The sequence below is a fragment of the Fusicatenibacter sp. genome (genome assembly GCF_050872605.1).
In the GTDB taxonomy this organism is placed as follows: domain Bacteria; phylum Bacillota; class Clostridia; order Lachnospirales; family Lachnospiraceae; genus Fusicatenibacter.
On the sequence record NZ_JBNMHD010000012.1, the window covers coordinates 22,868 to 49,763 of the forward strand.

The 26,896-nt window shown below is 50.5% G+C and carries 22 protein-coding genes; 4 read left to right on the top strand and 18 right to left on the bottom strand.

What is annotated here, in order from left to right:
• Window positions 1-4: 4 nt before the first annotated feature.
• The 10 genes from ACY2VT_RS05610 to ACY2VT_RS05655 form a co-directional block, all read right to left on the bottom strand.
• Window positions 5-520: a stage III sporulation protein AB gene (locus ACY2VT_RS05610; RefSeq protein ID WP_461879195.1), complete on the bottom strand. Its 516-nt coding sequence runs from the start codon at window positions 518-520 to the stop codon at window positions 5-7.
• Complete coding sequence (spoIIIAA, locus tag ACY2VT_RS05615) at window positions 520-1,527, bottom strand: stage III sporulation protein AA (RefSeq protein WP_461879196.1); 1,008 nt, start codon at window positions 1,525-1,527, stop codon at window positions 520-522. The genes ACY2VT_RS05610 and spoIIIAA overlap by 1 nt, the downstream gene beginning before the upstream one ends.
• Window positions 1,528-1,583: 56 nt before the next feature.
• Window positions 1,584-2,162 carry a 4'-phosphopantetheinyl transferase family protein gene (locus ACY2VT_RS05620; protein ID WP_461879197.1) on the bottom strand — a complete coding sequence of 193 codons (579 nt, stop codon included), beginning with the start codon at window positions 2,160-2,162 and terminating at the stop codon, window positions 1,584-1,586.
• 56 nt (window positions 2,163-2,218) lie between these two features.
• Window positions 2,219-2,725 carry an SEC-C metal-binding domain-containing protein gene (locus tag ACY2VT_RS05625; protein ID WP_173813279.1) on the bottom strand — a complete coding sequence of 169 codons (507 nt, stop codon included), beginning with the start codon at window positions 2,723-2,725 and terminating at the stop codon, window positions 2,219-2,221.
• Between the two features lie 110 nt (window positions 2,726-2,835).
• Window positions 2,836-3,312: an Lrp/AsnC family transcriptional regulator gene (locus tag ACY2VT_RS05630; protein WP_055221452.1), complete on the bottom strand. Its 477-nt coding sequence runs from the start codon at window positions 3,310-3,312 to the stop codon at window positions 2,836-2,838.
• 8 nt (window positions 3,313-3,320) lie between these two features.
• The gene (locus tag ACY2VT_RS05635; protein ID WP_461877390.1) at window positions 3,321-4,670 is read right to left on the bottom strand and encodes a hemolysin family protein; all 1,350 of its coding nucleotides are present in this window, start codon (window positions 4,668-4,670) and stop codon (window positions 3,321-3,323) included.
• A 35-nt stretch (window positions 4,671-4,705) separates the two neighbouring features.
• Entirely contained in the window at window positions 4,706-6,085 is a 1,380-nt protein-coding gene (locus ACY2VT_RS05640; RefSeq protein ID WP_055264766.1) for an aminopeptidase, read from the bottom strand.
• Between the two features lie 305 nt (window positions 6,086-6,390).
• A complete protein-coding gene (locus tag ACY2VT_RS05645) occupies window positions 6,391-7,098 on the bottom strand; it encodes a J domain-containing protein (protein WP_461879198.1) in 708 nt (235 codons plus the stop codon).
• A gap of 6 nt (window positions 7,099-7,104) precedes the next feature.
• Window positions 7,105-7,944: a DUF5685 family protein gene (locus ACY2VT_RS05650; RefSeq protein WP_461879199.1), complete on the bottom strand. Its 840-nt coding sequence runs from the start codon at window positions 7,942-7,944 to the stop codon at window positions 7,105-7,107.
• 21 nt (window positions 7,945-7,965) lie between these two features.
• Window positions 7,966-8,367, bottom strand: a complete 402-nt coding sequence (locus ACY2VT_RS05655; protein ID WP_461877393.1) for a zinc ribbon domain-containing protein — start codon at window positions 8,365-8,367, stop codon at window positions 7,966-7,968.
• 193 nt (window positions 8,368-8,560) lie between these two features.
• On the opposite strand from ACY2VT_RS05655, the gene ACY2VT_RS05660 reads away from it, so the two are divergent.
• Both ACY2VT_RS05660 and ACY2VT_RS05665 read left to right on the top strand, forming a co-directional pair.
• Window positions 8,561-8,797: a hypothetical protein gene (locus ACY2VT_RS05660; protein ID WP_461879200.1), complete on the top strand. Its 237-nt coding sequence runs from the start codon at window positions 8,561-8,563 to the stop codon at window positions 8,795-8,797.
• Window positions 8,794-9,396: an HAD family hydrolase gene (locus tag ACY2VT_RS05665; protein WP_461879201.1), complete on the top strand. Its 603-nt coding sequence runs from the start codon at window positions 8,794-8,796 to the stop codon at window positions 9,394-9,396. Before ACY2VT_RS05660 ends, ACY2VT_RS05665 begins: the two co-directional genes overlap by 4 nt.
• Window positions 9,397-9,570: 174 nt before the next feature.
• Here the strand turns inward: ACY2VT_RS05665 and ACY2VT_RS05670 are convergent, their stop codons facing one another.
• The 7 genes from ACY2VT_RS05670 to ACY2VT_RS05700 form a co-directional block, all read right to left on the bottom strand.
• Window positions 9,571-12,093, bottom strand: coding sequence for a transglutaminase domain-containing protein (locus ACY2VT_RS05670; RefSeq protein ID WP_461879202.1), 2,523 nt, complete (start codon window positions 12,091-12,093; stop codon window positions 9,571-9,573).
• A gap of 268 nt (window positions 12,094-12,361) precedes the next feature.
• Window positions 12,362-13,375 (bottom strand): glycoside hydrolase family 18 protein, encoded by a 1,014-nt coding sequence (locus tag ACY2VT_RS05675; protein ID WP_461879203.1) that lies wholly within the window; start codon window positions 13,373-13,375, stop codon window positions 12,362-12,364.
• 19 nt (window positions 13,376-13,394) lie between these two features.
• A complete protein-coding gene (locus tag ACY2VT_RS05680) occupies window positions 13,395-14,693 on the bottom strand; it encodes an alpha-L-fucosidase (protein WP_461874994.1) in 1,299 nt (432 codons plus the stop codon).
• A 210-nt stretch (window positions 14,694-14,903) separates the two neighbouring features.
• The gene (locus ACY2VT_RS05685) at window positions 14,904-16,535 is read right to left on the bottom strand and encodes an extracellular solute-binding protein (RefSeq protein ID WP_461879204.1); all 1,632 of its coding nucleotides are present in this window, start codon (window positions 16,533-16,535) and stop codon (window positions 14,904-14,906) included.
• Window positions 16,536-16,672: 137 nt separating this feature from the next.
• Window positions 16,673-17,602: a carbohydrate ABC transporter permease gene (locus ACY2VT_RS05690; RefSeq protein ID WP_461879205.1), complete on the bottom strand. Its 930-nt coding sequence runs from the start codon at window positions 17,600-17,602 to the stop codon at window positions 16,673-16,675.
• Between the two features lie 14 nt (window positions 17,603-17,616).
• Window positions 17,617-18,552: an ABC transporter permease gene (locus ACY2VT_RS05695; protein WP_022463174.1), complete on the bottom strand. Its 936-nt coding sequence runs from the start codon at window positions 18,550-18,552 to the stop codon at window positions 17,617-17,619.
• Between the two features lie 456 nt (window positions 18,553-19,008).
• A complete protein-coding gene (locus tag ACY2VT_RS05700) occupies window positions 19,009-21,249 on the bottom strand; it encodes a glycoside hydrolase family 3 N-terminal domain-containing protein (RefSeq protein WP_461879206.1) in 2,241 nt (746 codons plus the stop codon).
• Window positions 21,250-21,466: 217 nt separating this feature from the next.
• Between ACY2VT_RS05700 and ACY2VT_RS05705 the strand changes: the two genes are divergently transcribed.
• Both ACY2VT_RS05705 and ACY2VT_RS05710 read left to right on the top strand, forming a co-directional pair.
• Entirely contained in the window at window positions 21,467-22,534 is a 1,068-nt protein-coding gene (locus ACY2VT_RS05705) for a carbohydrate-binding family 9-like protein (RefSeq protein ID WP_461879207.1), read from the top strand.
• A 51-nt stretch (window positions 22,535-22,585) separates the two neighbouring features.
• Window positions 22,586-23,608 carry a LacI family DNA-binding transcriptional regulator gene (locus tag ACY2VT_RS05710; RefSeq protein ID WP_461879208.1) on the top strand — a complete coding sequence of 341 codons (1,023 nt, stop codon included), beginning with the start codon at window positions 22,586-22,588 and terminating at the stop codon, window positions 23,606-23,608.
• Between the two features lie 132 nt (window positions 23,609-23,740).
• On the opposite strand, the gene ACY2VT_RS05715 is transcribed toward ACY2VT_RS05710, so the two are convergent.
• Window positions 23,741-26,851: an alpha-mannosidase gene (locus tag ACY2VT_RS05715; RefSeq protein WP_461879209.1), complete on the bottom strand. Its 3,111-nt coding sequence runs from the start codon at window positions 26,849-26,851 to the stop codon at window positions 23,741-23,743.
• Window positions 26,852-26,896: the final 45 nt, after the last annotated feature.

Here is a 26,896-nt window from a genome sequence, read left to right on the forward strand (position 1 = left end):
CGCCCTAAACCAGAATCAAAAATAAAAAAAGGCCTCCCATGATTCCAAGACTCTGACAGAGCCTCTTCCTTTGCGGCAATCCTTTCTGAAGTTCCGCGATCCGCTGCACAAGGCGCGCCTCGTATCGGTCCAGATTTGCCTTCTGCATGGCACGGTCCCCGGTGCCAAATCCGCAGCCAGCCTCCTGCAGCTCTTCTTTTTCTTCTTTTGTAAGGCGTGTGTCCGCCAGATGAACCGCCACATTCTCTTCCAGAATCGCCGGCAGTGTTTTTCCGTCCGGGCGGCGCATATCTTCGGAAATGTCCTGTAAAAAATCCCGGTACGGATCCCGCATCCGCCTTCCCGTCTCCCAGAACGCATCCGGCAGCGGGGAAGCCACCGTCACAATCTCTCCACGCAGATACTGGATAATTTTCTGCAGTGTCTCCAGATCTTTCACATGGGCCGACAGCGCCGCGCTCTTTGCAAAGCCGATCCCGGCACAGGCAAGAGAAGCCGCCAGTAAAACTGCAAGCCGCATCACAGAAACGCCTCCCTTCGGTACAGTGTCGTTCCTCTTCCGTCAAAAATAGCCTGTACACTTCCGGCGTGGGGTTTCGCATCCAGCACGATGTACCGCTCGAAAACGTGAGATTCCACGAGGCGGTTCAGGAGAGGCTTCTGCTTCATATCTTCCATGGAATTGCCATGCACGGTTGCGAGCAGCTTGCACCCGCAGTTGACGACCGACTCGATCGCACGGATGTCCTCTCCCGTTCCAATTTCATCGACTGCCACCACATCGGGCGACATGGCGCGGATCAGCATCATCATGCCCTCCGCCTTCGGACAGCAGTCGAGCACATCGGTGCGGATGCCGACATCATTCTGTGCAACGCCGAGATAGCAGCCTGCGATCTCACTCCGCTCGTCGACCACACCAACGGTCAGCCCCGGATACGGCGACTCTCCGTCCGAAATCTGACGGATAATATCGCGCAGCATTGTCGTTTTGCCGCAGCCGGGTGCGGAGACAATCAGCGTGTGCAGGAAACGGCCGTCCTCCCGGAGATACGGCATCACGCGGTCCGCGCAGCCTTTTTTTTCGTGGGCAACCCGCACGTTAACACAGGATATATGGCTGATGCCTTTCACCTTTTCCCCTTCAATCACCGTCTTTCCGGCAATGCCGATCCGGTGGCCGCCCTCCACGGTCAGAAAGCCCTGCCGCAGTTCTTCCTCGTAGGCGTAGAGGGAAAAACTTCCTATGTAATCCATCGTATCGCGGATATCCGTCGGCGAGACGGGATAGCCCTTCTCCCACTCATCCGTCAGTGCTCCGTCCGGGGTCAGAAAGTATTCCTGATCCTTTGCGACCACAAGAAGCGGCGCGCCGGTCCGCAGACGGATTTCCTGCAGGTCATCGGCCAGCAGATCTGTGTTTTTCAGAATTTTCCGTATATTCACAGAAAACAGGCGCAAAAGTTCCCTTTGCTCCTGTTTTTTCTCTGATGTAACAATATCCTTTTGTTTTCCTGTCTTTCTCATCTTCACCACCTCTTATCGTTATATATATGAGATGGCGGGACAGGTTATGCACAGTTTTATGGTTCTATCCTTTTCAGGCGGACTTTCACGGGCTCTGCTGCCCAGACGGCGCCTTCATATCCTTCCGCCGGACTGAAATGCGTGCAGAATCCCTCTTTCTTTTCCTTTCCAAGAGAACCCGAAAGACCGGTTCCCCTCCACTTGCCGTAGCTCTCCTCCTCGGTCCAGATCTGGAAAAACAGTGTTTCGGCATCTTTTGCCTCGGCAAGGCGCTCCTGATCCGTAACCGAAAAATATCGTTCTGCCATGCGCTCCCATGCCACGCGGCGGTGCTGCTGAATGTCTATTCCAATCGGAATTTCTGCAAACGCACAGGCGGCGTATTCACCCGAATGAGAGATATTAAAACCGATCTGCGGATTGTCAGGCAGGTATGGTTTTCCGTGCGCATTCCGCACAATTTCCATCTGCGCACCATCAAGCCCGTACTGTTCCGTCAGCCCCTTGCGGAACAACTCCCATCCGCACCGGGACAGCTCCCGTTCCAGCTCTTTTTTTCCGCACTTCTGTTCTGATACTTCCACCCTTTTCAGATAAACAACAACGTTCTGCATCACATCTCCCTTTTCCCCCATGAAAAAACCGGAAAGCCTTTTTGACTCCCCGGTCTTTGAAAATTTTGTTTCTTCCCTTATGCGTTTTTACCGCAGCAGTATTTGTATTTCTTTCCGCTTCCGCACGGGCATGGATCGTTTCTTCCGATTTTTTTGCCTTTGATTACAGTACCGGATTTTTTCTGATCCATGTAAAGCGTTTTCTTCTGCTCTTCTGTGAAGATCTCATCCCACATCGGCAGGTTGTACAGCCAGTCTGCTTTTGCGTCTACCATGTTTTTGTACAGAAGCTCTTTATCGTAAGCCAGTGTAACAACGGTATCCTCTTCCATCTCCTCGATCGGGTTCGGGATCACAAGGCTGTCGTTGATGCCGTCCAGGAAACCAACCATGGTCATAACGTCCACTTTGTATTTCTCTGCCAGCTCTTTTACGGTTCCTTTTACCACTTCATCCGGGTTGGAAAGAAGCTGCTCGTAAATGTTTTTCTCAATCAGGAAATAATTGGTCCAGAACTGCTGGAGCTGTCTTTTGTCTGCTTCCTGATTATAGGCGATATCACGCCAATTCTGTAATAAACTCATGTTATTATCCATCCTTTATCTGTTTCTCTGAGCGCGTTTTTTCGCGCCGTCCCCTAGCGGGATTCCGGTTTTTGTAACACGCTTTAGTATATCGGAAAGTCCGCAGAAAATCAACCTTTTTCTTCTTCCTGCTCCAGAATCGGGATTCTGGTATCGCCGAGCGGAATTCCTCTGTGTTCCACCGATGTGGAGAACACGATCTGCGTCTTCGTTCTTCCAAAATGCTGAAGCTGGCCGATAAACTGATCCAGCTCAGATGTCGTGTGGAACACAACCTCCATCAGCATCGAATAGTCACCGGTCACGCAGTTGCACTCGATCACGTTCGGGCAGTCGGTGATGTACGGATAAAATTCCTTTTTCCGCACCGGTTCAACCTCCAGATTGATGAATGCTTTGATCCGATAGTCGAAAACCTCCGGGTTCACACTTGCACGGTAGCCGGTGATCACCCCGTCCTTTTCCAGGCGGTCGATTCTCGCCGAAACCGTCGGCGAAGTGAGACTTACCTTGTCTGCAATACTTTTGAGCGGAAGCCTTGCATCTTCCTGCAGCAGTTCCACAATTTTCCGGTCTGCTGTATCCAATTCACGTTTCATTCCGTCTCCTTACGTTCCTCCTGCTCTCCTTTTTCTTTCGGAGGCAGTTTCTTTACCACCGTATTTTCCACGCGGTGTTCTTTGACCCGCATGACCTTGATCCAGAGATCGTCGGTCTCGAGTTCAAACTGGCTGCCGTCATCCGGAACCGCACCGAGTTCGCCGAAAATGTAGCCGCCGAATGTTTCATATTCATCGACCGGCAGTTTGATCTTCAGTTCCTCCGCCACATCATCCAACGAGGCACTTCCCATGATTTTCCAGGTGTCTGTGGAAATCAGCTCAATTTCCGATGGCTGCCCGATCTCCGTCTCATCATTCAGATCTCCGACAAGCTGCTCGATCAGGTTGCGCACGGTGATAATTCCATCCATGCCGCCGTACTCATCCAGAACCACGGCAAAATAGTTGCCGGTCTTTTTCATGTTCTGGAACAGCGTGGCAGCCTTGATGTTTTCAGGAACAAAATAAGGCTGTTTGATTGCTTCTTTCATGACATGATCGCGGTCCTTGGTGCGAAGCCGGAAATAATCCTTGGCATCCAGAACGCCGATGATATCGTCCACGGTTTCGCCGCAGACCGGGTAATACGAGTGGCGGCTCTCATGGATGAGCTGCTCCCACTCCTCAATCGAATCCTCCACCCACAGAAGATCCACATCGGTCCTGTGGACGCAGATTTCGTCGATCGTCAGATCATCGAACTCAAATACGTTCTGAATCATATCTTTTTCTTCGTTGTCGATGGTACCTTTTTCGCTGCCGGCATCTACCATCATCCGGATTTCTTCTTCCGTCACCTGATCGTCGTCCGCATCCGGGTCAATGCCTAGAATACGCAGAATGCCGTTGGTAGACGCGGTGAGCAGCCATACAAGCGGTGCAAAGACTTTCGAAGCGCCGCTCACGAGGCCGGAAATGCCGAGTGCAATCTGCTCGGCTTTCTGCATCGCAAGTCTTTTCGGCACCAGCTCGCCGAAAATCAGGGTAATATAAGATAAAAGCAGCGTAATCAGCACGACAGCAATCGCATCCAGCGTCTTTTCCGGAATTTTCACGCCTGCGTCCAAAAGGACGGCAACAAGACGATCCGAAAAATTTTCTGCCGCAAAGGCACTTCCGAGGAATCCGGAAAGGGTGATGACCACCTGTATCGTTGCGAGGAAGCGGGAAGGCTGCTCCGTCAGACGAAACAGCTTTGCCGCCCTTTTATTTCCCTCCTGTGCCATTTTTTCCAGTTTTGCGTCGTTAAAGGAGACCACAGCGATCTCCGCGCAGGCAAATACCGCATTGACCGCTATCAATACGACCTGCAAAAGAATACTGCCGACTATGTCACTGTCCAAACGATTCAAACCTCCTCATACTCTTGTATTATACTTTACGCGTTTTTCAAGAATGCTACATAGGCTTTCTTTGCCTCGTAGATATCTGCTTTGCTGGTTACTTCCCACGGAGCATGCATGCTTAATACCGGTACACCGGAGTCGATGACTTCCATGCCGTACAGGGACATGATGTAGGCGATGGTTCCGCCGCCTCCGACATCAACTTTACCAAGCTCTGCGGTCTGCCAGTTTACTTTGGCATCATCAAAGATAGCACGGAGTGCTCCGACATACTCTGCATTCGCATCGTTGGAACCGCCTTTTCCGCCGGAACCGGTAAATTTGTTGATGACGATACCTTTTCCGAAGAAAGCTGCATTTTTCTTCTCGAATGCTGCTGCGTACAGCGGATCAAATGCTGCGCTGACGTCAGAAGAGAGCATTCTGGAGGAAGCAAGGCATCTTCGAAGGGCCAGTTCGGTTCCCTCGCCTGCAAGTGCAAGCAGCTCTGCCATGGTGTTCTCGAAGAAATGAGACTGCATACCGGTTGCGCCGACGCTTCCGATCTCCTCTTTGTCTACGAGCAGGCAGCAGGAGGTCTTCTCCGGTGCTTCTACTTCGAGCATTGCAACAAGAGATGTGTATGCGCATACACGGTCATCCTGGCCGTAGGCAAGGATCATGCTGGCATCCATACCAAGCTCGCGTGCTTTTCCGGCCGGTACGATCTCAAGCTCTGCGGAGAGGAAATCCTCTTCTTCGATGCCGTATTTGTCGTTTAAGAGTTTTAAGGTCATGGCTTTGACTGCCTCTTTCTCGGTTCCTTCGAGCGGCTGGCTTCCGATCAGAAGGTCAAGGTTTTCGCCCTCTACAACAGTGTTTGCCGGTTTTGTCTGCTGCTCTCTGGAGAGGTGGATCAGAAGATCTGTCACGCAGAATACCGGATCGTTGTCGTCCTCACCGATCACAACATCAACGACTTCGCCGTTCTTTTTCGCTACCACACCGTGGATGGCAAGCGGAAGGGTTACCCACTGCCATTTTTTGATACCGCCGTAGTAGTGGGTATCGAGATATGTAAATCCGTTGTCCTCATACAGCGGGTTCTGTTTTACATCGAGACGCGGGGAATCGATGTGTGCGCCGAGGATGTTCATACCTTCGGTCAGCGGTCTTGTTCCGATCTGGAACAGTGCGATGGCTTTTTTCATGCATACGGCGTAAACTTTGTCGCCTGGTTTTAATGCACGGTTTTCTTTTACGTAAGTGTCAAGGTTTACGTATCCAGCCTCTTCCGCCTGGCGCACGCTCTCTTTTACGCACTCGCGCTCTGTTTTTCCGTTGTCCAGGAATGCGCGGTAGCCGGCGTTTAATTTTTCCAGCTTTTTCATATCTTTTTTCTTGTACTCATTCCATGCTGTTTTTCGTTCCATAGCTTTTCTCTCTTTCTGTTTTCTTTATCTGATCCGTGCCGTATTTTTCTGAATCTAATCGGGCCTCCGGTCATGATTGCGATCTCTTTCATTATAATCTGTTTTGACAGGAAACACAAGGACTTTCGGTGTACGGAAAAAGACAAGGAAGACCCCGCGGCGGACCGTTTTTTGCGGCCGCAGCGGGGTCTTTAAGGGGAGGATAAGTATTTCCTTATTCTTCTTTTGTCTGTCTCATCGAACAGGGGAATTTCGATGATAGTCCTATTCTCCCCGGTATTTTTGTTTTTATACCGCTTTTTTCATTAACAGCAGAAAAATCCCCGTCCGCCGCAGCAGCAGCAATTGCAGATCGCATTGATCGCCATGCACTCGCAGCACCATTTACCGAGATCGCCGGCGCTTCTCTCATAGCCGTAGCCGCTTCCCATGTCGGAATACCACTGGCCGCCGCCCTGGAGCTGGTTTAAAAGCTGCTGGTACTGCAGATTCTGCGGTTCTAATTTGACTGCCATCTCGGCATCCTGCACGGCATTGATGTTGTTGCCGAGGCGCGAATTTGCGATCGCATGCAGGAAATACCATTTTCCGCTGCGGCCGGAAATGTCGTTCAGCACGTTCATCGCCTCGCGGAAGTGGCCGCTGTTGATATAGTTGGCCGCCGCCTGCAGACGCATCTCCTGCTCGGAATTTCCATAATCATTCCGCGCAGAGCCGCTGTTTCCGTACGCGCCGCCGAATGGGTCGAAGCCGCCGAACGGGCCATAGCCGCCGTAAGCATCTCCGCCATACGACGAACCTCCGCTCTGGTACGAGGTGCCGTGCTCGCGTTCATCCATGATCTGTTTGTACGCCTGCTGCACCTGTTTGAATTTTTCTTCTGCTTCTGCTTTATTCGGATTATTGATATTGGCATCCGGGTGATACGTCCGGCTGAGTTTTCGGTATGCTTTTTTGATTTCATCGTCCGAAGCCCCGCGGGACACGCCCAGCACCTCATATGGATCTGTCATCAGTCTTTATTTCTCCTCTTTTTGGCGCTCTTTTGCGCTTTTTCGCATTTCGTATTTTTCCCAGATACCAGCATACAATATATTTCGCAGAATGTCTACATTTTCCAGGATCGGAAGTTTTTCAAATGCACGCGACGCTTCCGCCGTCATCATCAGCAGGATTTTTTCTGCGGTTTCCTCGAAGTCCGGCTGATCGGCGATGGACAGAAACGGGTTGTAGTTTCCGCTCTTTTTATCTTTTTCCACATCATCAAGCGCATCCATCAGGTAAATGAATTTTCCGATGTAAAAGCCGACCTGGCGCAGATCATCGCTCCAGATATCCTCCTTTTGGATATAGATCTCCGCCATCACTTCGCCGGTATAGCCCGCCGCAAGATCGAGGTCTGGATTGTTTTCCTTCTCGCATGCATGCAGCTTTTCAAGATAATCCTGCACCGCTTTCGTCTGGCGCGGATACGCAGCCTCGATGCGTGTCACAGATTTTTTCAAAGCCTTTGCCACTGTAAACGCCGCGTAGTTTTTCTCGTCCTCCCAGTCATCCAGCAGATTGTAATAGGCGAGCAGCACGTTCATGTCTGCGCAGTATTTTGTGTATTTGTTTCGCAGGCATTTATGTTTTTTGCCGGGATGCAGAAAGCAGTAATGCTCCTCTTCTTTTGTCTCACACTCATAAAGCCCGGTCAGCAGGATGGAAAGAAATGTCATATCAAACGTCAGCGTCGCCTGACCCTTTTTTCCATACGCCTCTTTGATATCCTGACACAGACCGCAGTAGTATGCCTGATATTTGTTGTAATCTTTGACTTTCAGGTCATCCTTTCGGATGGTCACATAACCAAACATGAATCGCACTGCTCCTTTTTATCAGGTGTTTTTGATGAATTTCGTTCCGCATTTCGGGCAGCGGATCTCGATGTGGCCTTTTCCTTTCGGCACACGCACCTGCTGATGGCAGGACGGGCAGCGGAAGTAGCAGTGCTCTTTATCCTTGAATGCACGGGTTCCGCCGCGGAAGAATCCGACGACGCGGTTTTTCAGTTCCAGGAATTTCTGGTTTTCCGCATACCGTTTGGAATGGTTCCTGGACATGATGCGCACATCCGCCCAGACGATCAGGACGAGTGCCAGGGTGTAGATAAGGGAGCTTCGCACAACCGCTCCGAAAATCATCATGGCAACTGCCGCCCACATCATAAAATTGCCCAGCTGATCGATGCCGTAACGGCCGTACATCAGGCGGGAGAGTTTTTCTTTCAGTTTATCCATACTTATTCCCATATCTCCTTTTTCAAAGTATATGCCAATACTCTATCCCTTTTGAGGGAAAAAAGCAATCGAAAGCGCCATTAATTTTTTCTAAAAAATTCTTAAAACTTGCGGTGGATGTTTCTTTTCAACTGTGCTACACTTGGTTATGTTTCTTTATATTTTATTTTCAGCGAAAGATCGGAGTTTTTATATGAAACGACTCAAACAGATCGGCGCCCTTCTCGCCATCGCGGTCCTGATCGGATTCGGACTTGGCGCCATGATTTTTGCGTTTATCGACACGCCGTTTGCACACAAGGCGCTGACGGTCTGCCTCTACTGTGCAATTACCGTACCAGTGCTCATCTATGCCATGATGCTGGTTGCAAAGGTTCTGTCGCACCGCGATGAGAACAACAAATCAGACAAAGGAGAAAAACAGTCATGATTGATACCATTATTTTTGATGTAGGCCGCGTACTCGTCAACTGGGACTACGAGTCCTATCTGAAACGCTTTGCTTTCGGTCCGGAAAAGACGAAAGCAATCGCCGCCGCAACCTTCGAAAGCCCTTACTGGCGCCAGTTCGACCGCGGAATTCTCACACCGGAGGAGATTGTAAAAGGATTCTGCTCCCTCGCCCCGGAATACACCGAAGAAATCAAAGAGGTTTTCGCCCACTGCGAGGAAACCATCACACCGCTGCCGTATGCAGAAAGCTGGGTACGCTCCTTAAAAGAAAAAGGCTACCGCCTCTACATCCTCTCCAACTACTCCGGAGACCTCTTCGAGCGCACCAAAGAGAAAATGCCCTTCCTCCCCTACATGGACGGAACCCTTTTCTCCTACACCTGCCACCTGACCAAACCAGAACCGGAGATCTACCAGTACCTGATCGAAAAATTCTCCCTCGTACCGGACCACTGCGTATTCCTCGACGACACCAAAGTCAATGTCGAAGCCGCAGAGCGAGCAGGGATTCATGGGATTCATTTTACAGGGTATGAAGATGGGGTGGAACAATTGAAAAAACTGGGTGTGCAGTAACCATCCGTCAGATTTACCATCAAAAAAACCTGACAGGAATATTACATTTCCAACTCGCATATGCTATAATGCCAACAGGCAAAAAGTGATACCCGTGTTCACTGTGACACGCGAAAATCCCCGGAGGTTGCGACTCCGGGGATTTTCTGTATATATCACATTATTTTATTCTTCTTACGCCTTCGCCGCCTCTTCCATCAGCCGCAGCATCAGTCCGACGCTGCCGACGTTATATCCGGCATAAGCGCGGCCGCCGATGTTTCCCGGCAATGCGAGGATCAGCAGCGGGAGTTTTTCTGCGTCGATTCCCATTTTTTCGGCGATCGCCGGGGCGTCGTCGGATGGGTCGAGGTAGAGAGGCATGTTGTGGATGGCTGCGCGGGCTTTCTGGAAGGTGGTGTTTTCCAGATCCGCTTTGGTGCGGACAACAGCTGCCACTGCAGCGTCTTTTGCGTTCCACTTCTCTGATATCTCAATCAGCTCATTCAGAACGTGCTCCGTCGGCTCCTCACCGGTTCCGAGGAAGGCCAGAAGGATCGGACCGTCTTTGGTGAGGTCATTCAGGGTATGACTGTTTCCGTTCATGTCTTCCAGCTGAATCTCCGGCAGCTCAACGTGCTCTAACAGCTCGTCCAGCTCTTTCTTCACGGTTTCCAGATAAATCTCTTTTGCATCTCCCGCTTTCAGTTCAAACACACGGTACGCAGCGTGCTGGTCACCGTTCGGCATACGCATGCTTGTGATCAAACGGTAGCATCCCGGCTCCAGGGTCAGCGCCAGTGTTTTACCGTCGAATACGGTCTCTTCGTAATTCAGTGTCTCAAACACCGTTCCATTCCATTTTCCGATCGTCCATGTCTGATAATACTTCCATGCGCTTCCATCCTCCGCATTCAGCGTCAGAACAGCGCTCTCTGTGCATTCCGTCTCACCAGCTTCTTCTGCTTCCACACCATAGAATTCCCCATCGCGGTAATACTCCGGCTCCAGTGTCACCGGATTCAGTCTTGCTGCCACATTGAGGCTCCGGCAGACTGCCGCAAACAGAATCTTCTGCGCCAGCGGGCTTCCCTGTCCCATCGTAAGAACGCCGACCGGAGTTGCCATGGTCGTGTCATACTCTTCTTCTGCATGGAACGTAATATTCTTCTGAATATATTCCCAGATCCGCTCCGGCTCTTCTGCAAAGCTGCGTTTCGTCTCCTCATCAAAATATCCGCGGATCATGCTCCGATAGCTGGTAAGCTCCTCAAGAAAAATACGCGGGCAGAGAAGATCCTTCACGAAAATCTCCTCCGGCAGATCCCCCTGCTTACAGTCGAGATGATCTTCCAGCACCGATGCCTTCAAATCCTTCGCATCCTTCAGCGCCAGCGAAAACAGCAGTTTCTTCCGGTTCGGGTTTTCATCTTTCGAAAGGAAGGCATAAACTTCTCCAAAATTCTCCCCCGCACGCCGGAAAATCTCTTCCGCTTCCGGATACTCTGCAGCCTTTTTCTCATCAAAACAAGCCGCAAACCGTGCCTTCCGAAGCTTCTCAGCCTCTGCCATCCGTGCTGCATTGCGCTCCTTCTGCTCCTTCGTAATAACCACATTCCGCACCGGAACCTCCTTCGGCGCCCGGATTTCCAGCGTCTGCCACGTATCATCCGCTGCTGGAACAGCCTCCTCATGCAGCACCAGCTCCAGCGAATCCTCATCTTCGATGCGCATCATCGCCTCCGCCCGGCGCGTACCATCAAACGCCCGCACCCGGATATCACCAAGACCAAGCGTCACCTGAACTTCCCCATTCTCGTCCGCAATCAGCACCGCCGCCGGGAAAAACTCAGCCATATTCAGAATCTCAACCGCCACATGCGCTCCCGGAACCGGATTTCCATTCTCATCCTTCACACCGATCTTCACCAGCTTCGTTCTTCCATAAAACGCCGTGTGATTAAAGTAATGCAGCGCCCCTTCCTTTCCAAGGTACTCCTCATCACTCTCCTTCACATAATCCGAGAAATTCCGCGTATGAATCAAAATCGCCCGATTCGCCGGACCCGAGAACCATCCGGTATCCAGCACTTCTTCCGGCTCGCAGGCGCCGAGGAAATGCCACTCGCCGTCCACGAACACCTCAACCCACGCATGGTTGTCATCACAATGCGCCCATCTCGGTGTATAAACCTGCCGCGCCGCAATACCAACACTCCGGTACGCCGTAACCGCAAACGTCGACTCCTCCCCACAGCGCCCTTTCCCGCTCCGGTACATCGTCATCGGCGAAGCCGTTCTGCCGTCCGTCGCCTCATACGTCGCATGCTCCGCACACCAGTAATTAATCTCCAGAATCGCCTCTCTCAGAGACATCCCAGCCACACGCTCCATAATCTGCTCATAGAAAAATGGTCTGCAGTCCGTAATATCCTCCGAATTAATCCGGTCATACAGCACATAATTCACAAACACATCCTCCGGCAGCTCCTTACACCAAGCCACATTCTCCCGCAGCATCAGCGCATGCTTCACATAAGACAGAAAAATCTCAAAACCATACTCCCCCGCATCTCTCACCGGCATCGTCCCATATAAAAACTTCATCAGCACAGCCTCATCCTCACTGCACCGCGCCAGCCCTTCTTCAATCACAGGCATCACCGGAGCCAACAGCTCTCTCCGCTCCTTAAATCTTTCCGTTGCATATCTTTTCAAATTTTCCGAGATCATCTCTACCATCCCTTTCTCTTTTTTCTCCCTCTCCGTCCCCAATACGTACATCTGCCCACAGCCGGCAGACGACATGTGAAAAAGGACTCCTTGCGACTTTGCAGGAACACCGGCATCCGGCGTGTACACAGGTGGCGAACTTTCGCAAGAAAGTCCGACGAATGCGTACACGCCAGATGCCGGTGTCCCTGCAACGGAGTGAGGAGCCTTTTCACATGCCGGCTGCCGGCTGTGGGCCAAAGTGCCCCACTCCCTACATATTCTCTTTAATAAATGAAAGCAGTTCCCCGCTAGGATCGCATTTGTATTCCCAGAACATAATACCACCCATGCCCCGTTCTTTCAAATAATTAATTTTAATTCCCAGCGACTCTGTGTCTTCGTAACTAATAAACGTCTCCCCATTAAACAGATACGGCACTTTCGCCTGCTCATCCCAATACCGGACAAACCCATTCTTTCCAATCCAGCTTTCCTTGAGCTCGCCATAATCTCCGCCATAACCGCCAACAGTAGACGCTTCCATCCCAAGTCCGTTGCGGCATCCAGCACCTTTCACGCCATCCCACTTTCTCGAATAAAACGGCACCCCAAGAATCAGTTTTTCCATCGGAACGCCCGCGTTCGCAAACCCATTCACAGCCTTCTCCACGCACGCATCAAACAGATTCCCCTCACTGTGATACAGCGCCGCATGATGCCCCGTCACCATCTGAAATCCGCCCTGCAGATCATACGTCATCAACTGCACATAATCCAGATATTTTGCTGCTTCTTTCATATCCGTCTGCAGCGCAAAATAAACATCCCCGCCGACAGCCGTCGTCACAAACATCCCCGCTTTATATGCATCCAGCGTCTTTCTCAGTTCCGCCAGCAGCAGCGTATAATTCTCCTTATCGGATTTGTCCGAAGCAATCCCCGCCAGCGATGTTCCCGGATACTCCCAGTCAATATCAACACCGTCGAGTCCATACTCCTTCACGATCTCCAGCGCACTCGCTGCAAACTTCTCTCTGCCTTCCTGCGTTCTGGCTGCCTGGGAAAACCCGTCAGCACCCCATCCGCCGACCGAAAGCACAATCTTCAGCTCCGGATGAATTTCATGAATCGATGTAATCCCCTCTTTCGCGTCCTTCGCATCCCAAACAACCTCTCCGTCCCGGATCAGTCCGAACGCAATGTTGATCACGTCGAGCGCCAGCACATCCTCCTTACGCATGTGATTCAGATCTGCTGTATTAACATAACCAATAATTCTCTTCATAACTTATTCTGCCCCTCTTCTATTCATTAAAGGTTACGACTTCACCGTGACCCAGATTGTAGGTAATCTCGTCCTCAAGCTCTACCTTCACAACCGTTGCAAACGGATGAATGCTCATCTCGCCGGCCCAGATCCAAAGCGTACCCGGAATGCCGCTCCACGGAAGCGATCCCGTATAAGAGAACCGGAGCTCCTCGCCCGTATGCAGAACCGTCACCTTCTTCACCGGTGTCTTAATGCCCTTCACGCACAGCGTCTCCTGCGGTTTGTCATAAACAAAAAGATAAATCGTCTTCTTATCCGCCGAAATCGTACTTCCTCCGAGGAAATGATTGTAATCCAGGCCCTTATCCGTACCGAAAACAGCCTCCTCGTGATCATGAATCCATCCGCCGAGATCCAGCAGCACCTTCTCCTGACGCTCATCGAGCGTTCCGTCCTCTTTCGGTCCGATGTCCAGCAGCATTCTTCCGCCGAGGGTAATACAGTCGCAGAACATGCGCACAATCTGGCCGCTGCTCTTGTAATCATTGTCTGACGGACGATATCCCCAGGAGTCATTGATCGTCGTGCAGAATTCCCACTCACCTTTCGGTCCGTACAGCGGGATTCCCTGCTCCGGTGTCTCATAATCTCCGTAACCCTGCATTCTCGAATTCAATACAACGTTCGGATTCAGGGTATGCAGATATTCCCTGAATTCCGGCATCTTCCACTGTGCCGCGCTCCGTTCCCAGTCACCATCAAACCATAAAAGATCCACCGTTCCGTAATTCGACATCAGTTCTTTTAACTGATGATTGTTGAATTCCAGAAATTCCTGCCATTTCTCCGGCTCCTCCTCTTTTCCGGCCGGGGAACCATAGATGTCGTTCAGGCAGTCCTCTTTTTTCATTCCTTCCGGATAAACCGTGCGGTACCGCGGATCCGACCAGTCGATCAGCGAATAATAAATACCGACCTTCAGACCTGCCTCACGCATGGCAGCTGTATACTCTTTTACAAGGTCCCGCGCTGCCGGTGTTTTCTTCACGACACTTAAATCGCTGTATCCGGTATCAAACAGTGCCACGCCGTCATGGTGCTTTGCTGTCATAACCACATACTGCGCTCCTGCTTTCTGAAACAGCTCCGCCCATTTTTTCGCATCAAACTTTGACGCTGTAAATCCTTCACACTGTTTCATGTAATCTTCATAAGAGATATTTCCGTTGTGGAACGACCATGACTCCGACACATCACCCACCGCATAAATCCCATAATGGATAAAAATGCCCAGCTTCGCGTTCCGAAACCAGTCCTGCATCATATCTTCCATATCCTCCTTTTTTTGTACTCCCGGATTCTTTCTGTTCCCGTAAAAGCAGAGAAAAAAAGATTCCAGGCATCCCTTTTTTATCCGATCTAACTACCCCTTTATTGTTTCTTCCCATTCTATCAGTTCTTGCCAAAAAGAAAGGCATATTACCGTTTTACACTGTAATATGCCTTTTTTCACGCCACAGGAAATATCGTTACCTTTTCCTGTTTATTTCGCGATTTCCTCGATACCCTGAGTTGCTACCCAGTCCTCAAGTCCCAGAGAGTACATACCTTCTACATAAGCCTGCCAGTCAGCATCGTTGTCAATGTCAAGCTCGCCGCATACGAACTGCGCCTGCTGCTGCTCAAAAAAATCTTTGATTGCTGTGTTCGTATCAGAGAAGGTATCAATTTTATCCAGGTCAATCCAGTAGGACGGAATAATTTCTTTGGTCAGGTTTGCCTCATAAGCTTCCTCTGTTGCTTTTTTCTCATCATACATCGGATGCTCTTCTACAAACTCGAAGTCTGCCGGCAGATATTTCGGCAGAGACTGCGGCCACAGATTGCTCCAGGAATATTTTTCCTGATCTTCCTCAGACAGTGTGGTGGTGTCAACCGCATGGTATCCGTCATCCTCTTTGTTTACAATCACACCAACCGGTCCTCTGTTGCAGCCGATGCCGTTCTCCAGTGCGAATGCATTGTCAAACCAGCGGCAGATGATTTCCGGATGCTCTGCCTTGTTTGTGATGACAGCCTGGGTTCTGTATACGTTGAAGCCTTCCGTATCGCGCAGCCAGATTCCGTCTTTGTCTGTGTTCAGAACAGGCATGGAATCGAAATCGCCTCTTTCCTCCGCATCCGGGATTCCGGTAAACTCTCTGCTTCCGTATGCGATGGAAACGCCGTACAGATCCTGATTTCCTTTACCTTCCCATGTGGAGCTGTCCTGTGTGTAAAGCTCTACGTCTACGAGTCCTTCTGCATACAGCTTGTGGAACCAGGAAAGGAACTCACGGTACGTATCGCTGACACCGCCGTAAACAACCTTTTCATCCTGGATTGCAATACCAAGTTTGTTCATCGGAAGTCCGAAATAACCGGCCATCGCCTCGATATGTTTGTTGTTCGGGTCGGTAGAGAACGGGATTTCATCGGAAGCGTCGCCGTTGCCGTTTGCATCCTGCTCTTTGAATGCTTTTAAAACTGCCTCAAACTCGTCTGTCGTGGTCGGCATGCTCATGCCAACATTCTCCAGCCATTTCGTATTGATGTATGGGCTGTATCCAACAGTGGTATCGGCGCATACATACGGAATCGTGTAGATGTGTCCGTCCGGTGCTGTCATTTTCTCTCTTACACCCGGCAGATCCAGGATCGCAGAAATGTTCGGACAATATTTTTCAAAATAATCTTCCAGCGGAATGAATACACCCTGGTTTACACCGTAGGTGAGGATTGCATTATCGCTTAAGGTCCATCCGCCGATCACATCTGCGTAATCTCCGGAGTTCAGGTCCAGATTCAGTCTCTCTGTTGCTGTTTCGTATGGATAAATTTTCAGGTCAACGTCTACATTGGTCTGTTTTTTGAACTCATCGAGCATGATAAACTCGCCGGATTCGCTGGAATCATCGCAGAAGATAGAGAAAGTGTAATCTCCCTCGTCTACCAGCGGAAGACCTTCCTGATACATAATGCCGTTTACTTTTCCGTCCTCATCCACGGTATCGTTTGCTGCGGATGCTGCAGAAGTACTCTTTGCGGAGCTGCTTCCCTTATCACTTCCGCATCCGGTAAACATGGATGCTACCATTACTGCAGTTAAAACTGCTGCGACTGCTTTTCTTTTCATGATTTTTCCCTCCTGTGTTGTTCCGGCGGCATTTTCCCGCCGGAAGCGCTTTGGCCTGTCCGTTGTCCGGACCCTTTATTTACATACCGCTGTTTCCTGTGCGGCAGATAAATCGTTAAAAAAGTTTCTGCTGTAAATCAACCCTTCATAGATCCGATCATGACACCCTTTACAAAGTGCTTCTGCACCAGCGGGTACATAACCAGAACCGGGATACTGCTGATGATAATCAGTGAGTATTTCATAACATCGATCAGCTGCTGTTTTTCCTGCAGTGCTGCTCTTGCTGCTGCCGTTGTTGCTGTCTGGGACAGCGCAGTCTGGTTCGTGATCAGGATGTTACGCAGAACCAGCTGCAGCGGATATTTCGCCTTGTCCGAAATATAAACGAGTGCTGAGAAGTAAGAGTTCCAGTGGCCGACACCATAGTACAGAACCAGAATTGCGATGATCGCTTTGGAAAGCGGAAGTGCAATCTGGAAAAAGAATCTCGCCTGGGTACAGCCGTCAATTTCAGCTGCCTCATACAGCTCTTCCGAAATATTCGATTTGAAGAAGGTTCTTGCCACGATCATGTTGTAGACGCTCAAGCATCCCGGGAGAATCAGCGCCCAGATGGTGTTCAGCATCTGCAGTCTCTGAATAACCAGATAGGTAGGGATCAGACCACCGCCGAAGAACATGGTAATCAGATAAAAAATGGTGATCGGTTTCTTTCCGGAGAAATTGCTTCTGGAAAGTGCATACGATGTCGGAAGCGTTACGATCAGGTTGACCATGACACCACAGAAGGTGATGATCAGGGAGTTTAAAAAGCCTCTCATAACCTGGTCGTTTTTAAATACTTCTGCGTAGCCCTTCAGGGTAAATCCGATCGGGTGAAGCAGTACTTTACCACTCGATACGGCGCTTGGCGCACTGATGGATGAAATGATAACCCAGTACAGCGGATATGCCACAACAAACAGAACCAGTGTCAGGATAATGAAGCAGGCTGTGTCAAAAACGACGTCCTCTTTGCATCGTTTCATTTTCTTTTTTGTCACTGCGGTATTTTCTTTACTCATGTTTTCGTTTCCTCCTACCACAGGCTGTTGCCCGAAAGTTTATCAGATATCGTATTGACAATGATCAGCATAACCATGTTTACGATGGTGTTGAACAGACCGATTGCTGAAGAATACGACATATCGTTGTTGATCAGACCGACCTTATAGACGTAGGTAGAAATGATCTCGGATACGCTGGCGTTCAGGTTATTCTGCAGAAGGAAGGCTTTCTCGAAGCCGACGGAAAGAATGCTTCCGCAGTTCATAATCAGAAGAATGGTCGCGGTCGGCATGATCAGCGGAAGGTCGATGTGACGGATCAGCTGTAATTTCGTCGCGCCGTCTACCTTTGCCGCCTCATGCAGCTCCGGGCTGATGCCGGCGAGTGCTGCGAAGTAAATAACGGAGCTCCATCCGGTACTCTGCCATACGCCGGTCCACACATAAATGTGTCTCCAGTAGGCTTTCTTTGCCATGAAGTTGACCGCCGGAATTCCGATTGCTTCCAGTACGTGGTTGATGACACCGACGGACGGAGACAGGAACAGAATGATCATACCGCACATAACTACGGTGGAAATGAAGTTCGGCGCATAGGTGACGGTCTGGATCACTTTCCGGTATCTCTTATGGCGGAAGGAGTTCAGCATCAGTGCCAGGATGATCGGAATCGGGAACGATACGACCAGTCCGTACAGACTCAGAATCAACGTGTTCTTGATGGTGGATGCAAAGTATGGAGAGTTGAAGAATCTCTCGAAGTAGTACATGCCCACCCACGGGCTCTTGGTGATTCCGGCTGTCGCATTGAAGCGGCGGAACGCGATCTGTACACCGTACATCGGAATGTAGCTGAAGATGAATGTCAGGATCACGCCCGGAACACAGAAAAGCCAAAGCGAGATGTCTCTCTTAAAGGCGCGGATGGTACGGCCTTTTTTCTTTGCTTTTGTTGGTTTCTCTTTCATTTCTCTCTTTCCTCCCTTTTAAAGGTTTCGTGTTTTCCTTGATTGCCGCATTTCCGGTCGTGAACATTTTGAACATTTTGCTTTCGCATCATCCTCGCATGTTCCTTCTTTTTTTGTGCAACTGCTACAATCAAATCTGTGATTTAAGATTTATCCAACACTGTTTTGTTGAATTTATTTTACCTTTTGTTACCTTATTTGTCAATCATTAATTGAACATATATACCAGTTTGTTACTTTTACGCAATTTAAGCAGGCGTTTTTTAAGCACTTTTCCTATATTTCGACGCGTTTTTCGGTTTTTCTGTCCCTTGCGGCCGTGATCCGTGTTATCTTTTTTCGTATTTTCGTCCATTTCAAAGAAACAAAAAGGGAGAAAATACGTCGTTTTGTTTCGCAACATATTTTCTCCCTTTGTTCAGTTTTGTTACTTTTTATATTATCTTCCGTCAAGCCTTACATTTCAGTTACATTTCCGCTCCACCATTTCTCTGCTCCATCCTCGAGCATCAGCTCATAGTCATGGCAGATCACTTCCGGTTTTCCCGGAATCTGGACAAAGTTCATCTCCTCTTTGGAAAGCTGGAACGAAACTTCTTTTTTCTCACCCGGTGCAAGAGAAATTCTGGTAAAAGCTTTCAGCTCTTTGATTCTCGCTACCACACCGCCGGAACGTTTCCGCACATACAGACACGGAACGGCGGTTCCTGCCATGGCACCGGTGTTCTCTACGGTAAACGAAACGGCAGCACCGTTTTCTTCTTTGTTCACGGAAACATCGCTGCACGCAAACGTCGTGTAGGATTTTCCCTCACCGAACGTATGCAGCGGCTGGCTCGTCATATCGCAGTATGCCGGAACGACGGAGGTACGGTAATTGTAGCATACCGGAATCTGGCCGGCGTGGCGCGGCATGGAAACCGGGAGACGGCCGGACGGATTCGTGGTTCCGTAGAGCATCTCTGCAACGGCCTTGCCGCCCATCGGACCCGGATAGAACGCATACAGAAGGGCATTCGAAGCATTTTCGATATCCTCGATGCAGTATGCTCTTCCTGCGATCACAACGGTTACCATCGGCTTACCAAGGCGGGCAAGCTCTGCAACCAGTTCTTCCTGTGCTGCCGGGATGTGAACCTTTGCGGTGTCCATTCCCTCGCCGCAGTCCATCGAACGGCTGCCGGTTCCCTTGGATGCTGCACCGTTTGCATCGAACACAGCTCCGCCGAAACGGGAAGAAGAACCGCCGACAACAGCTACGATCACATCGCTCTTTGCTGCAAGTGCCAGTGCTTTTGCTTTCTCGTCCTCGTCAGCCTCTGAAAATTCACTTCCCATTGCATAGGAAACTTCCACGCCCTCCGGCGCTTCCTGTTTCATGCCCTGAAGGACGGTGACGCACTCGCTTTCCGGAACCGGCGGGGTGTAGTCGCCGAGCATGCAATAACGGTCTGCTGCGTGATAGCCGATCACAGCTACTTTTTTGTACTTCTTAGCAAGCGGCAGCACACTCTCCTCGTTTTTCAGAAGAACAGCGGACTCCCGTGCCAGGGAAAGAGATACTTCCGGGATCCCGGCTTCTTCCGGGGTGAGCATGTTTTCTTCCATATAAGGATGTTCAAACAGACCCTTTTCAAATTTCAGCTTCAGAACTTTGAGAACAGACTCGTCGATCTCGCTCTCATCGAGAAGTCCCTGCTCTACGGCCTCGCCGAGACGGCTGAACGCTTCATCCCAGAGGCTCACATCCACACCGGCTTTTCTCGCTGCAACGCCTGCATGCAGAGTATCACCCTCGGTATTCTTAAGGAAATCTACAGCCAAACCATCTGCCATCACAATGCCGTCAAATCCCATCTCGCCGCGCAGAACATCGCGGAGCAGCCATGCATTTCTGTGGCAGTACACGCCGTCGATCTCGTTGTATGCCGCCATGATGCCTTCCACGCCTGCTTCACAGCACGCTTTTGCAGAAGGAAAATGAATTTCCCGAAGCTCCCGCTCGCCGATTCTTGCAGCACTCGCGTTCACACCTCCGGTTGTCTCGCCCTGTGCGCAGAAGTGTTTTGCCACACTGCCGACACCGGTGGACTGCATACCGGTGACTGCCGCTTTTGCCATGGATGCGGCAAGGCACGGGTCTTCGGAGTAGCACTCCTCACTTCTTCCCCATCTCGGGTCGCGCGCCATATCGAGCGCCGACATCAGCGCCAGATCCACATGACCGCTCTTTAACTGTTTTCCGCATGCCTTGTAGCCTTCGGAAAGAAGTTCCGGGTCGAATGTTGCGCCTGCTGCCAGGTTGACCGGAAGCAGACCGCCGCCGAGCGCCTGATGGCCGTGCGGGCACTCGGTGCTCATCATCATCGGGATGCCGAGGCGGGAATGATCGATCACATATTTCTGTACTATATTATAGGCTTTTGCGGAAAGTTCCAGCACAATGCCGGTCTTCTCATCTTTATCTGCCCACGGATCGGCACGGTACAGGCCGTACAGGACGCCAAGCCCTCCCATGCGCTCTACTTCCTCTTTAAATTCCTCTGTCAGTGTAAACTCCTCACCCTGTCTCTCGTAAATCCGGAATCCGTACAGACGCTGATTTAACTGTCCTACTTGTTCCTGCAGTGTCATTTTTCCGAGCAGGTCTTTTGCGCGCTCTTCCGGGGAAAGGGCCGCATTCTGATATGCTTCCATTGTTTTTGTTTCCTCCTTGTCCTTCTCCTTATTTCAAGTGGCTTTATTGTACCGCATTCTTTTCATTTTGTCCACAGTAAGTTATCTTTCGTTCATTTTTGTTCATTTTAATGTTGAATTTTATTACTTCTGGTGTTATGATACCTTTTGTCGACACGTTTTCCGCGTGTTTTCTAAAAAAGCTTAACAGTAAATATTTGAAAGGGAGATTTTTACTATGAGTACAAACATCACAATTCCGGTTCCGGCAGTCCCGTTCGCACCGCCGGTTTACACCTGCCACCGCGCAAAAAAGCCGTTCGAGTTAGACGGAAACATCAACAAACCATTCTGGGAAGATGCCCCGTATACCGACGAATTTCTCGATATCGAAGGAAGCCACATGCCGCTTCCGCGCTTTGTCACCCGTGCAAAAATGCTCTGGGATGACGAGAACCTTTACGTAGCAGCCGTGCTTGACGGCGATGAAATCTGGGGACACCAGACCGAGCGCGACTCCGTCATTTTCCTCGACAACGATTTTGAAATCTTCGTTGACCCGGATTCTGATACGTACCATTACTATGAGTTCGAAATGAACGTTCTGAACACGGTATGGGATCTGTTTCTTTCCGAGCCATACCGTGACGGCGGAAGCGGCCTCAATGGCTACGACATGCACGGTCTGCGCACCGCTGTCCATGTAGATGGTTCCATCAACGATCCATCCGCAGAAAACAAGGGCTGGAGCGTTGAGGTTGTCATTCCGTTCGCTGCTCTCTATGAGTATCAGAAAGAACGCCGCGCACCGAAAAACGGAGAATTCTACCGTATGAACTTCTCCCGTGTTCAGTGGAAAGTGGACATCAAGGACAACACTTATGTAAAACGTACCAATGAAGCCGGAAACGTTCTCCCGGAGGACAACTGGGTATGGGCTCCGACCGGTGTCATCAACATTCATTACCCGGAACTCTGGTCTTTCGTTTTCTTCTCTGACGACCGCGGCGACGCACCGTGTGACCTCACGATTCCGGAGGACGAATACCGCAAATGGGAACTCCGCAAGCTGTATTACGCAGAAAACATTCTGTTTGAGACAACCGGTTCCTACAGCGACAGTCTTACCGTTTTACAGGAGACCCTTGCCGCTTACGCTCCAAATGACTTCAACAAAACCGTCAAAGCTCTTGACTACACCATTGAGACCACAAGCCACTCTTACCTGATCACCTGCCCGAGTGCCGACGGAGCACATTTACTCCTTCTGTATTCCAATGGAAAGGTTGAAAAAGTTACACGTTAAGTGTATAATATGTGTTAGCATGCAAAATTTGTAACAGGATCGGTTTAAACTATGAAAAAAGTAACGTTACAGGAAATCGCGAACTCCCTGGGCATCTCCCGGACTACGGTCTGGAAGGTGTTCAGCGGACACGAAGGCGTCTCCGATTCCCTGCGCACCAGGGTCATCGCCAAAGCCCAGGAACTCGGCTATGCCATCCCGGAGGATTTTCAGTATCCGCAGAGCGCAGAGGAGACCACGCCGGTCAACATTGCAGTTGCCGTCTGCAGACCGGAAACCTCACTTTTCTGGATGACCATCATCCACCAGATTGCAAAAGTATTTTCGACACACAATGTCAATCTCGTTTACACGTATCTTCCGACTTCGGCGGATAAAACGTATTTTCTCCCGCCGACTCTTACAAACGGAAATGTTCACGGCATCATCGTTCTGAATGTGTACAACGAGCGTCTTCTGCGCCTGCTCGCAGAGACACAGATTCCGAAAGTGTTCCTGGACACTTCCTCTCTTGTTGCCCCGGATGAGCTGAACGGCGACCTGCTTCTCATGGAGAGCCGCACCAGTGTCCGCCGCATCACCAGCCATCTGCTCGAGCAGGGACGCACCCTTCCGGGCTTCATCGGTGATATCGGCTACGCGCAGTCCAACCGCGAACGATATGAAGGTTTCTGCCAGGCTCTGACGGATGCCGGTAAAAAGGTGGATTCTTCTCTCTGCCTGACGACACCGCTCGGCATTGATACGTACCGTGAAGAAATCGATACCTTCCTTTCTTCCCTGTCCCGCATGCCGGACGCTTTCGTCTGCGCCAGCGACTACGTTGCCTGCATTCTGATGCAGCTTCTCGAAAAACGGGGCTTACGCGTACCGGAGGACGTTGCAGTATCCGGCTTCGACAACAATACAGAGGATCTTCTGGCAGAACATCTGACGACCGTTCAGGTCTTCAACGAAGAACTCGGCGCACGTCTGGCACTCCAGATTCTGTACCGGATCAAATATCCGAACACGCCGCATGAAGTTACGTATCTCGGCACCAACGTGCTGTACCGCGATTCCACCGGTGACTGATTTTATTTTTCATCTGTTTTCAAAAAAGACACCGTCTTCCCTTCCGGGACACGGTGTCTTTTTCTGTTGCTCGGCATATCAACAATTGGTCCAGTGGACCAATTGTGATTTCTATATTTTATTTCTGTTTTCTTACTTCGCGGTGCGGATGCGGATCGTACGGATCTCATACGGCTTGATCGTAAGTTCAATCTCGTTCTCCTTCACACCAAGCGCGCCCTCGATCGGGTTCTCGAGAAGGTCGGTCTCCTCAGCGGATGCAATTGCCTCTGCGCAGTGCAGGGTCACTTTCGTTCTTGCATTCTCCACCTCGTACAGACGAACGATTACGCCGTCGCCGTCCTCTGCCTTCTTCACAGTCTCAAGCACTACGTCGCGTTTGTCTACAGACAGGAATTCCATGCGGTCTTTCTCTGCTGCACCTGCAACTGCTTTTGCCGGTACGTTCAGGTTCAGAGCTTCCTGCTCGGTGCCTGCCTCACGCCATGTTCCTGCGTGCGGATACAGAGAGTAAGTAAAGAAATGCTCTTCCTGGTCTGCGGTCAGGTTCGGCTCAGTTCCGGATTTGATCAGAGTCTGCGTCATCACACGGTTCTTCATGGAATAGCCGTACTTGCAGTCGTTCATCAGGCTGACGCCGTAGCTTCCCTCTGAGATATCAGCCCATTTGTGGCCGCATACTTCGAATCTTGCCTGATCCCAGCTTGTGTTGGTGTGCAGTTTTCTCGTCACATTACCGAACTGGATATCGAAAGTTGCCTCGTCGCTGTGAACGTCTACCGGGAAGTGAACTTTCAGTACATGCTCGGCGAACTTCCAGTCAACGTAGGTTTCGAAGTCGATTCTGCGGTCTTTTGCATAGAAATGGATCTGCTGGCGGATGACGGTGTCCATCACTTCGCGCTCAATTTCCAGTGTTGCGCGGACCGGACCGTTTTCTGTCCACTCCATGCGGCGTACACCCTCCACCTTCCAGGATTTCTCGGTGTGGAAGATATCCAGGTTCCATGCGCTGTACTGCAGAGGTTTGTCCTCATAGATACGCAGCTCGTTGCCGGTTGTTCCGCTCTGAAGCACTTCGCGGTCGTTCTCTCTATCAAACAGGGAAGTGAATTCACCGTTTGCATCGATCTGGATCGTGTAGAACGGAGTCTCAAGGGTATAGCCCTCTCCAGCTTCTGTTACAGCAAATGGCGTTTCCGCAGCGGCTCCGCTCGTCGGGCGCAGAACCTGATATCCTTTGGACGGCAGGTTTTCTGCATAGACAATGGCTCCGTCTTTCGTCTGCTGTACCGGATATACGGTGGTTCCGTCGGTCATGACTTCTGCCGCGGTCTCACCGAGTACAACAACGTCGTTTCTTCTGTGGCCGAGAGTGTTCCATACGGTCACGCTCTCGTCTTTTGTTCCGCAGAGTGCTTCCATGCGCTCGCCGATCAGTTTTGCTGATGTCTCCGCAATCTCTGCATATTCTTTCTTCGTCTGCTCATATACCTCGTGAATCGAAGATCCCGGCAGAATATCGTGGAACTGGTTGGTCAGGATCATCTCCCACATACGGTTCAGTTCTTCGGTCGGATATGCTTTTCCAGTGCTTTCAGCCAAAACGGACAGAAGCTCTAATTCCATCATCGCATACTCGCTCTTACGGTTGCCGCGTTTGTTGCGTGCCATGGAGGTGTATGTTCCGCGGTGGAACTCAAAGTACAACTCGCCGATCCAGGTTGGGAGGCGTTTGCTGTCTTTTACCTTCTCATGCAGCTCGTCGAAATACGTTCTCGCAAATGCCTGGCGTACTTTCGGCACACCCTTGATGCCTTTTTCCATACGTTTGGATGTCTCCAGCATTCTTCTGGTCGGGCCGCCGCCGCCGTCTCCGTAGCCGTAGCTGATCAGGATATCGTTGTTGATGTCCTTGTTCTGGTAGCGGTCCCATCCGCCCATGATGGCATCCGGGTGCAGCATTCCGTTGTATGTGGTAAAGAAGCTCGTCTCCGGCTGTCCGACGCCGAGCGTTGTGATCATATGAGTGAATACTTCACTTCCGTCGATACCTTCCCAGTTCATGGTATCATACGGAATTTTGTTGAACTCGTTCCATGCCAGTTTGGTCGTCATGAAATAGTCAATTCCGCATTTTTTCAGAATCTGCGGCATCGCTGCGCTGTATCCGAAGACATCCGGCAGCCACAGGATCTTGTTGTCCACGCCGAACTCTTCTTTGAAGAAGCGTTTTCCGAACAGGAACTGGCGCACGAGGGACTCTCCTGAAGTCAGGTTGCAGTCTGCCTCAACCCACATGCCGCCTTCCGGCTCCCAGCGTCCTTCTTTGACTCTCTGGCGGATTTTCTCGTATACTTCCGGGTGTCTTTCCTTTACAAAGCTGTAGAGCTTCGGCTGGCTCGACATGAAGTGATAGTTCGGATACTCCTCCATCAGTTTTAATACCGTTGCAAAGCTTCGGCAGGATTTCTGACGAACCTGGTCGATCGTCCACAGCCATGCCACATCAATGTGGGTGTGGCCGATACACGTTGCCACGACTTCATCCCAGCCGCCCATTTTTTCATAGATGGCTTCCTGGATGTATTTTTCAGCCTCTTCGATCGAAGCGTAGAACTCTTTGCTGTACGGCTTGCGCAGATCCAGCAGGTTGATGGTGTTCGTCAGCTCAGTTTCGAGATCCAGACGCGTTTTATTGTCCTCGTCCATGCGGTTCAGGCCCTGCATCGGAACGATGAGGTCGTAATAGATCTCCTCGATTTTCGCATCATGCTCCTCAAGGTCTGCCAGCAGACGGAACTCGCTGTGCAGCGTTCCGGTGTAGGACTGCAGGTCGAGCTGGATTTTTTCACCGGCCTTTGCGTTTTCTCTTACAAGTACTTCTCGGTGGTTGATATCCATACCCTGGATCACTTCGCCGTTTGCAAACAGCAGGAACTGCGGGTTTCTTCCATCATCCCAGTCGTCCAGTCCTGCATGGACTCTCATCCAGAGATTTTTTCCATCGAAGCTCTCCGGAACGGTGATGGTGGTGCGGAACCAGTAATGTTTGTCCGGTCCGTACCAGCGGTCATTGACCGTATCAAACGATGTCCACGGCTCTTCTGATGCATCGGCCTCCGCCGGTGTGATATAGCATCCGTTTTTCACCTGCATATCGGTGATTTTGATTTTCTGTGAAATCGAAAGTCTCGCCAGTTCCTGGCAGATCACGTTCACACGCTCTTTTACAAATTTCATAGTGCCTCCTTCTGCTTTCCATGGGGTCATTTTTAAAAAGAAAGT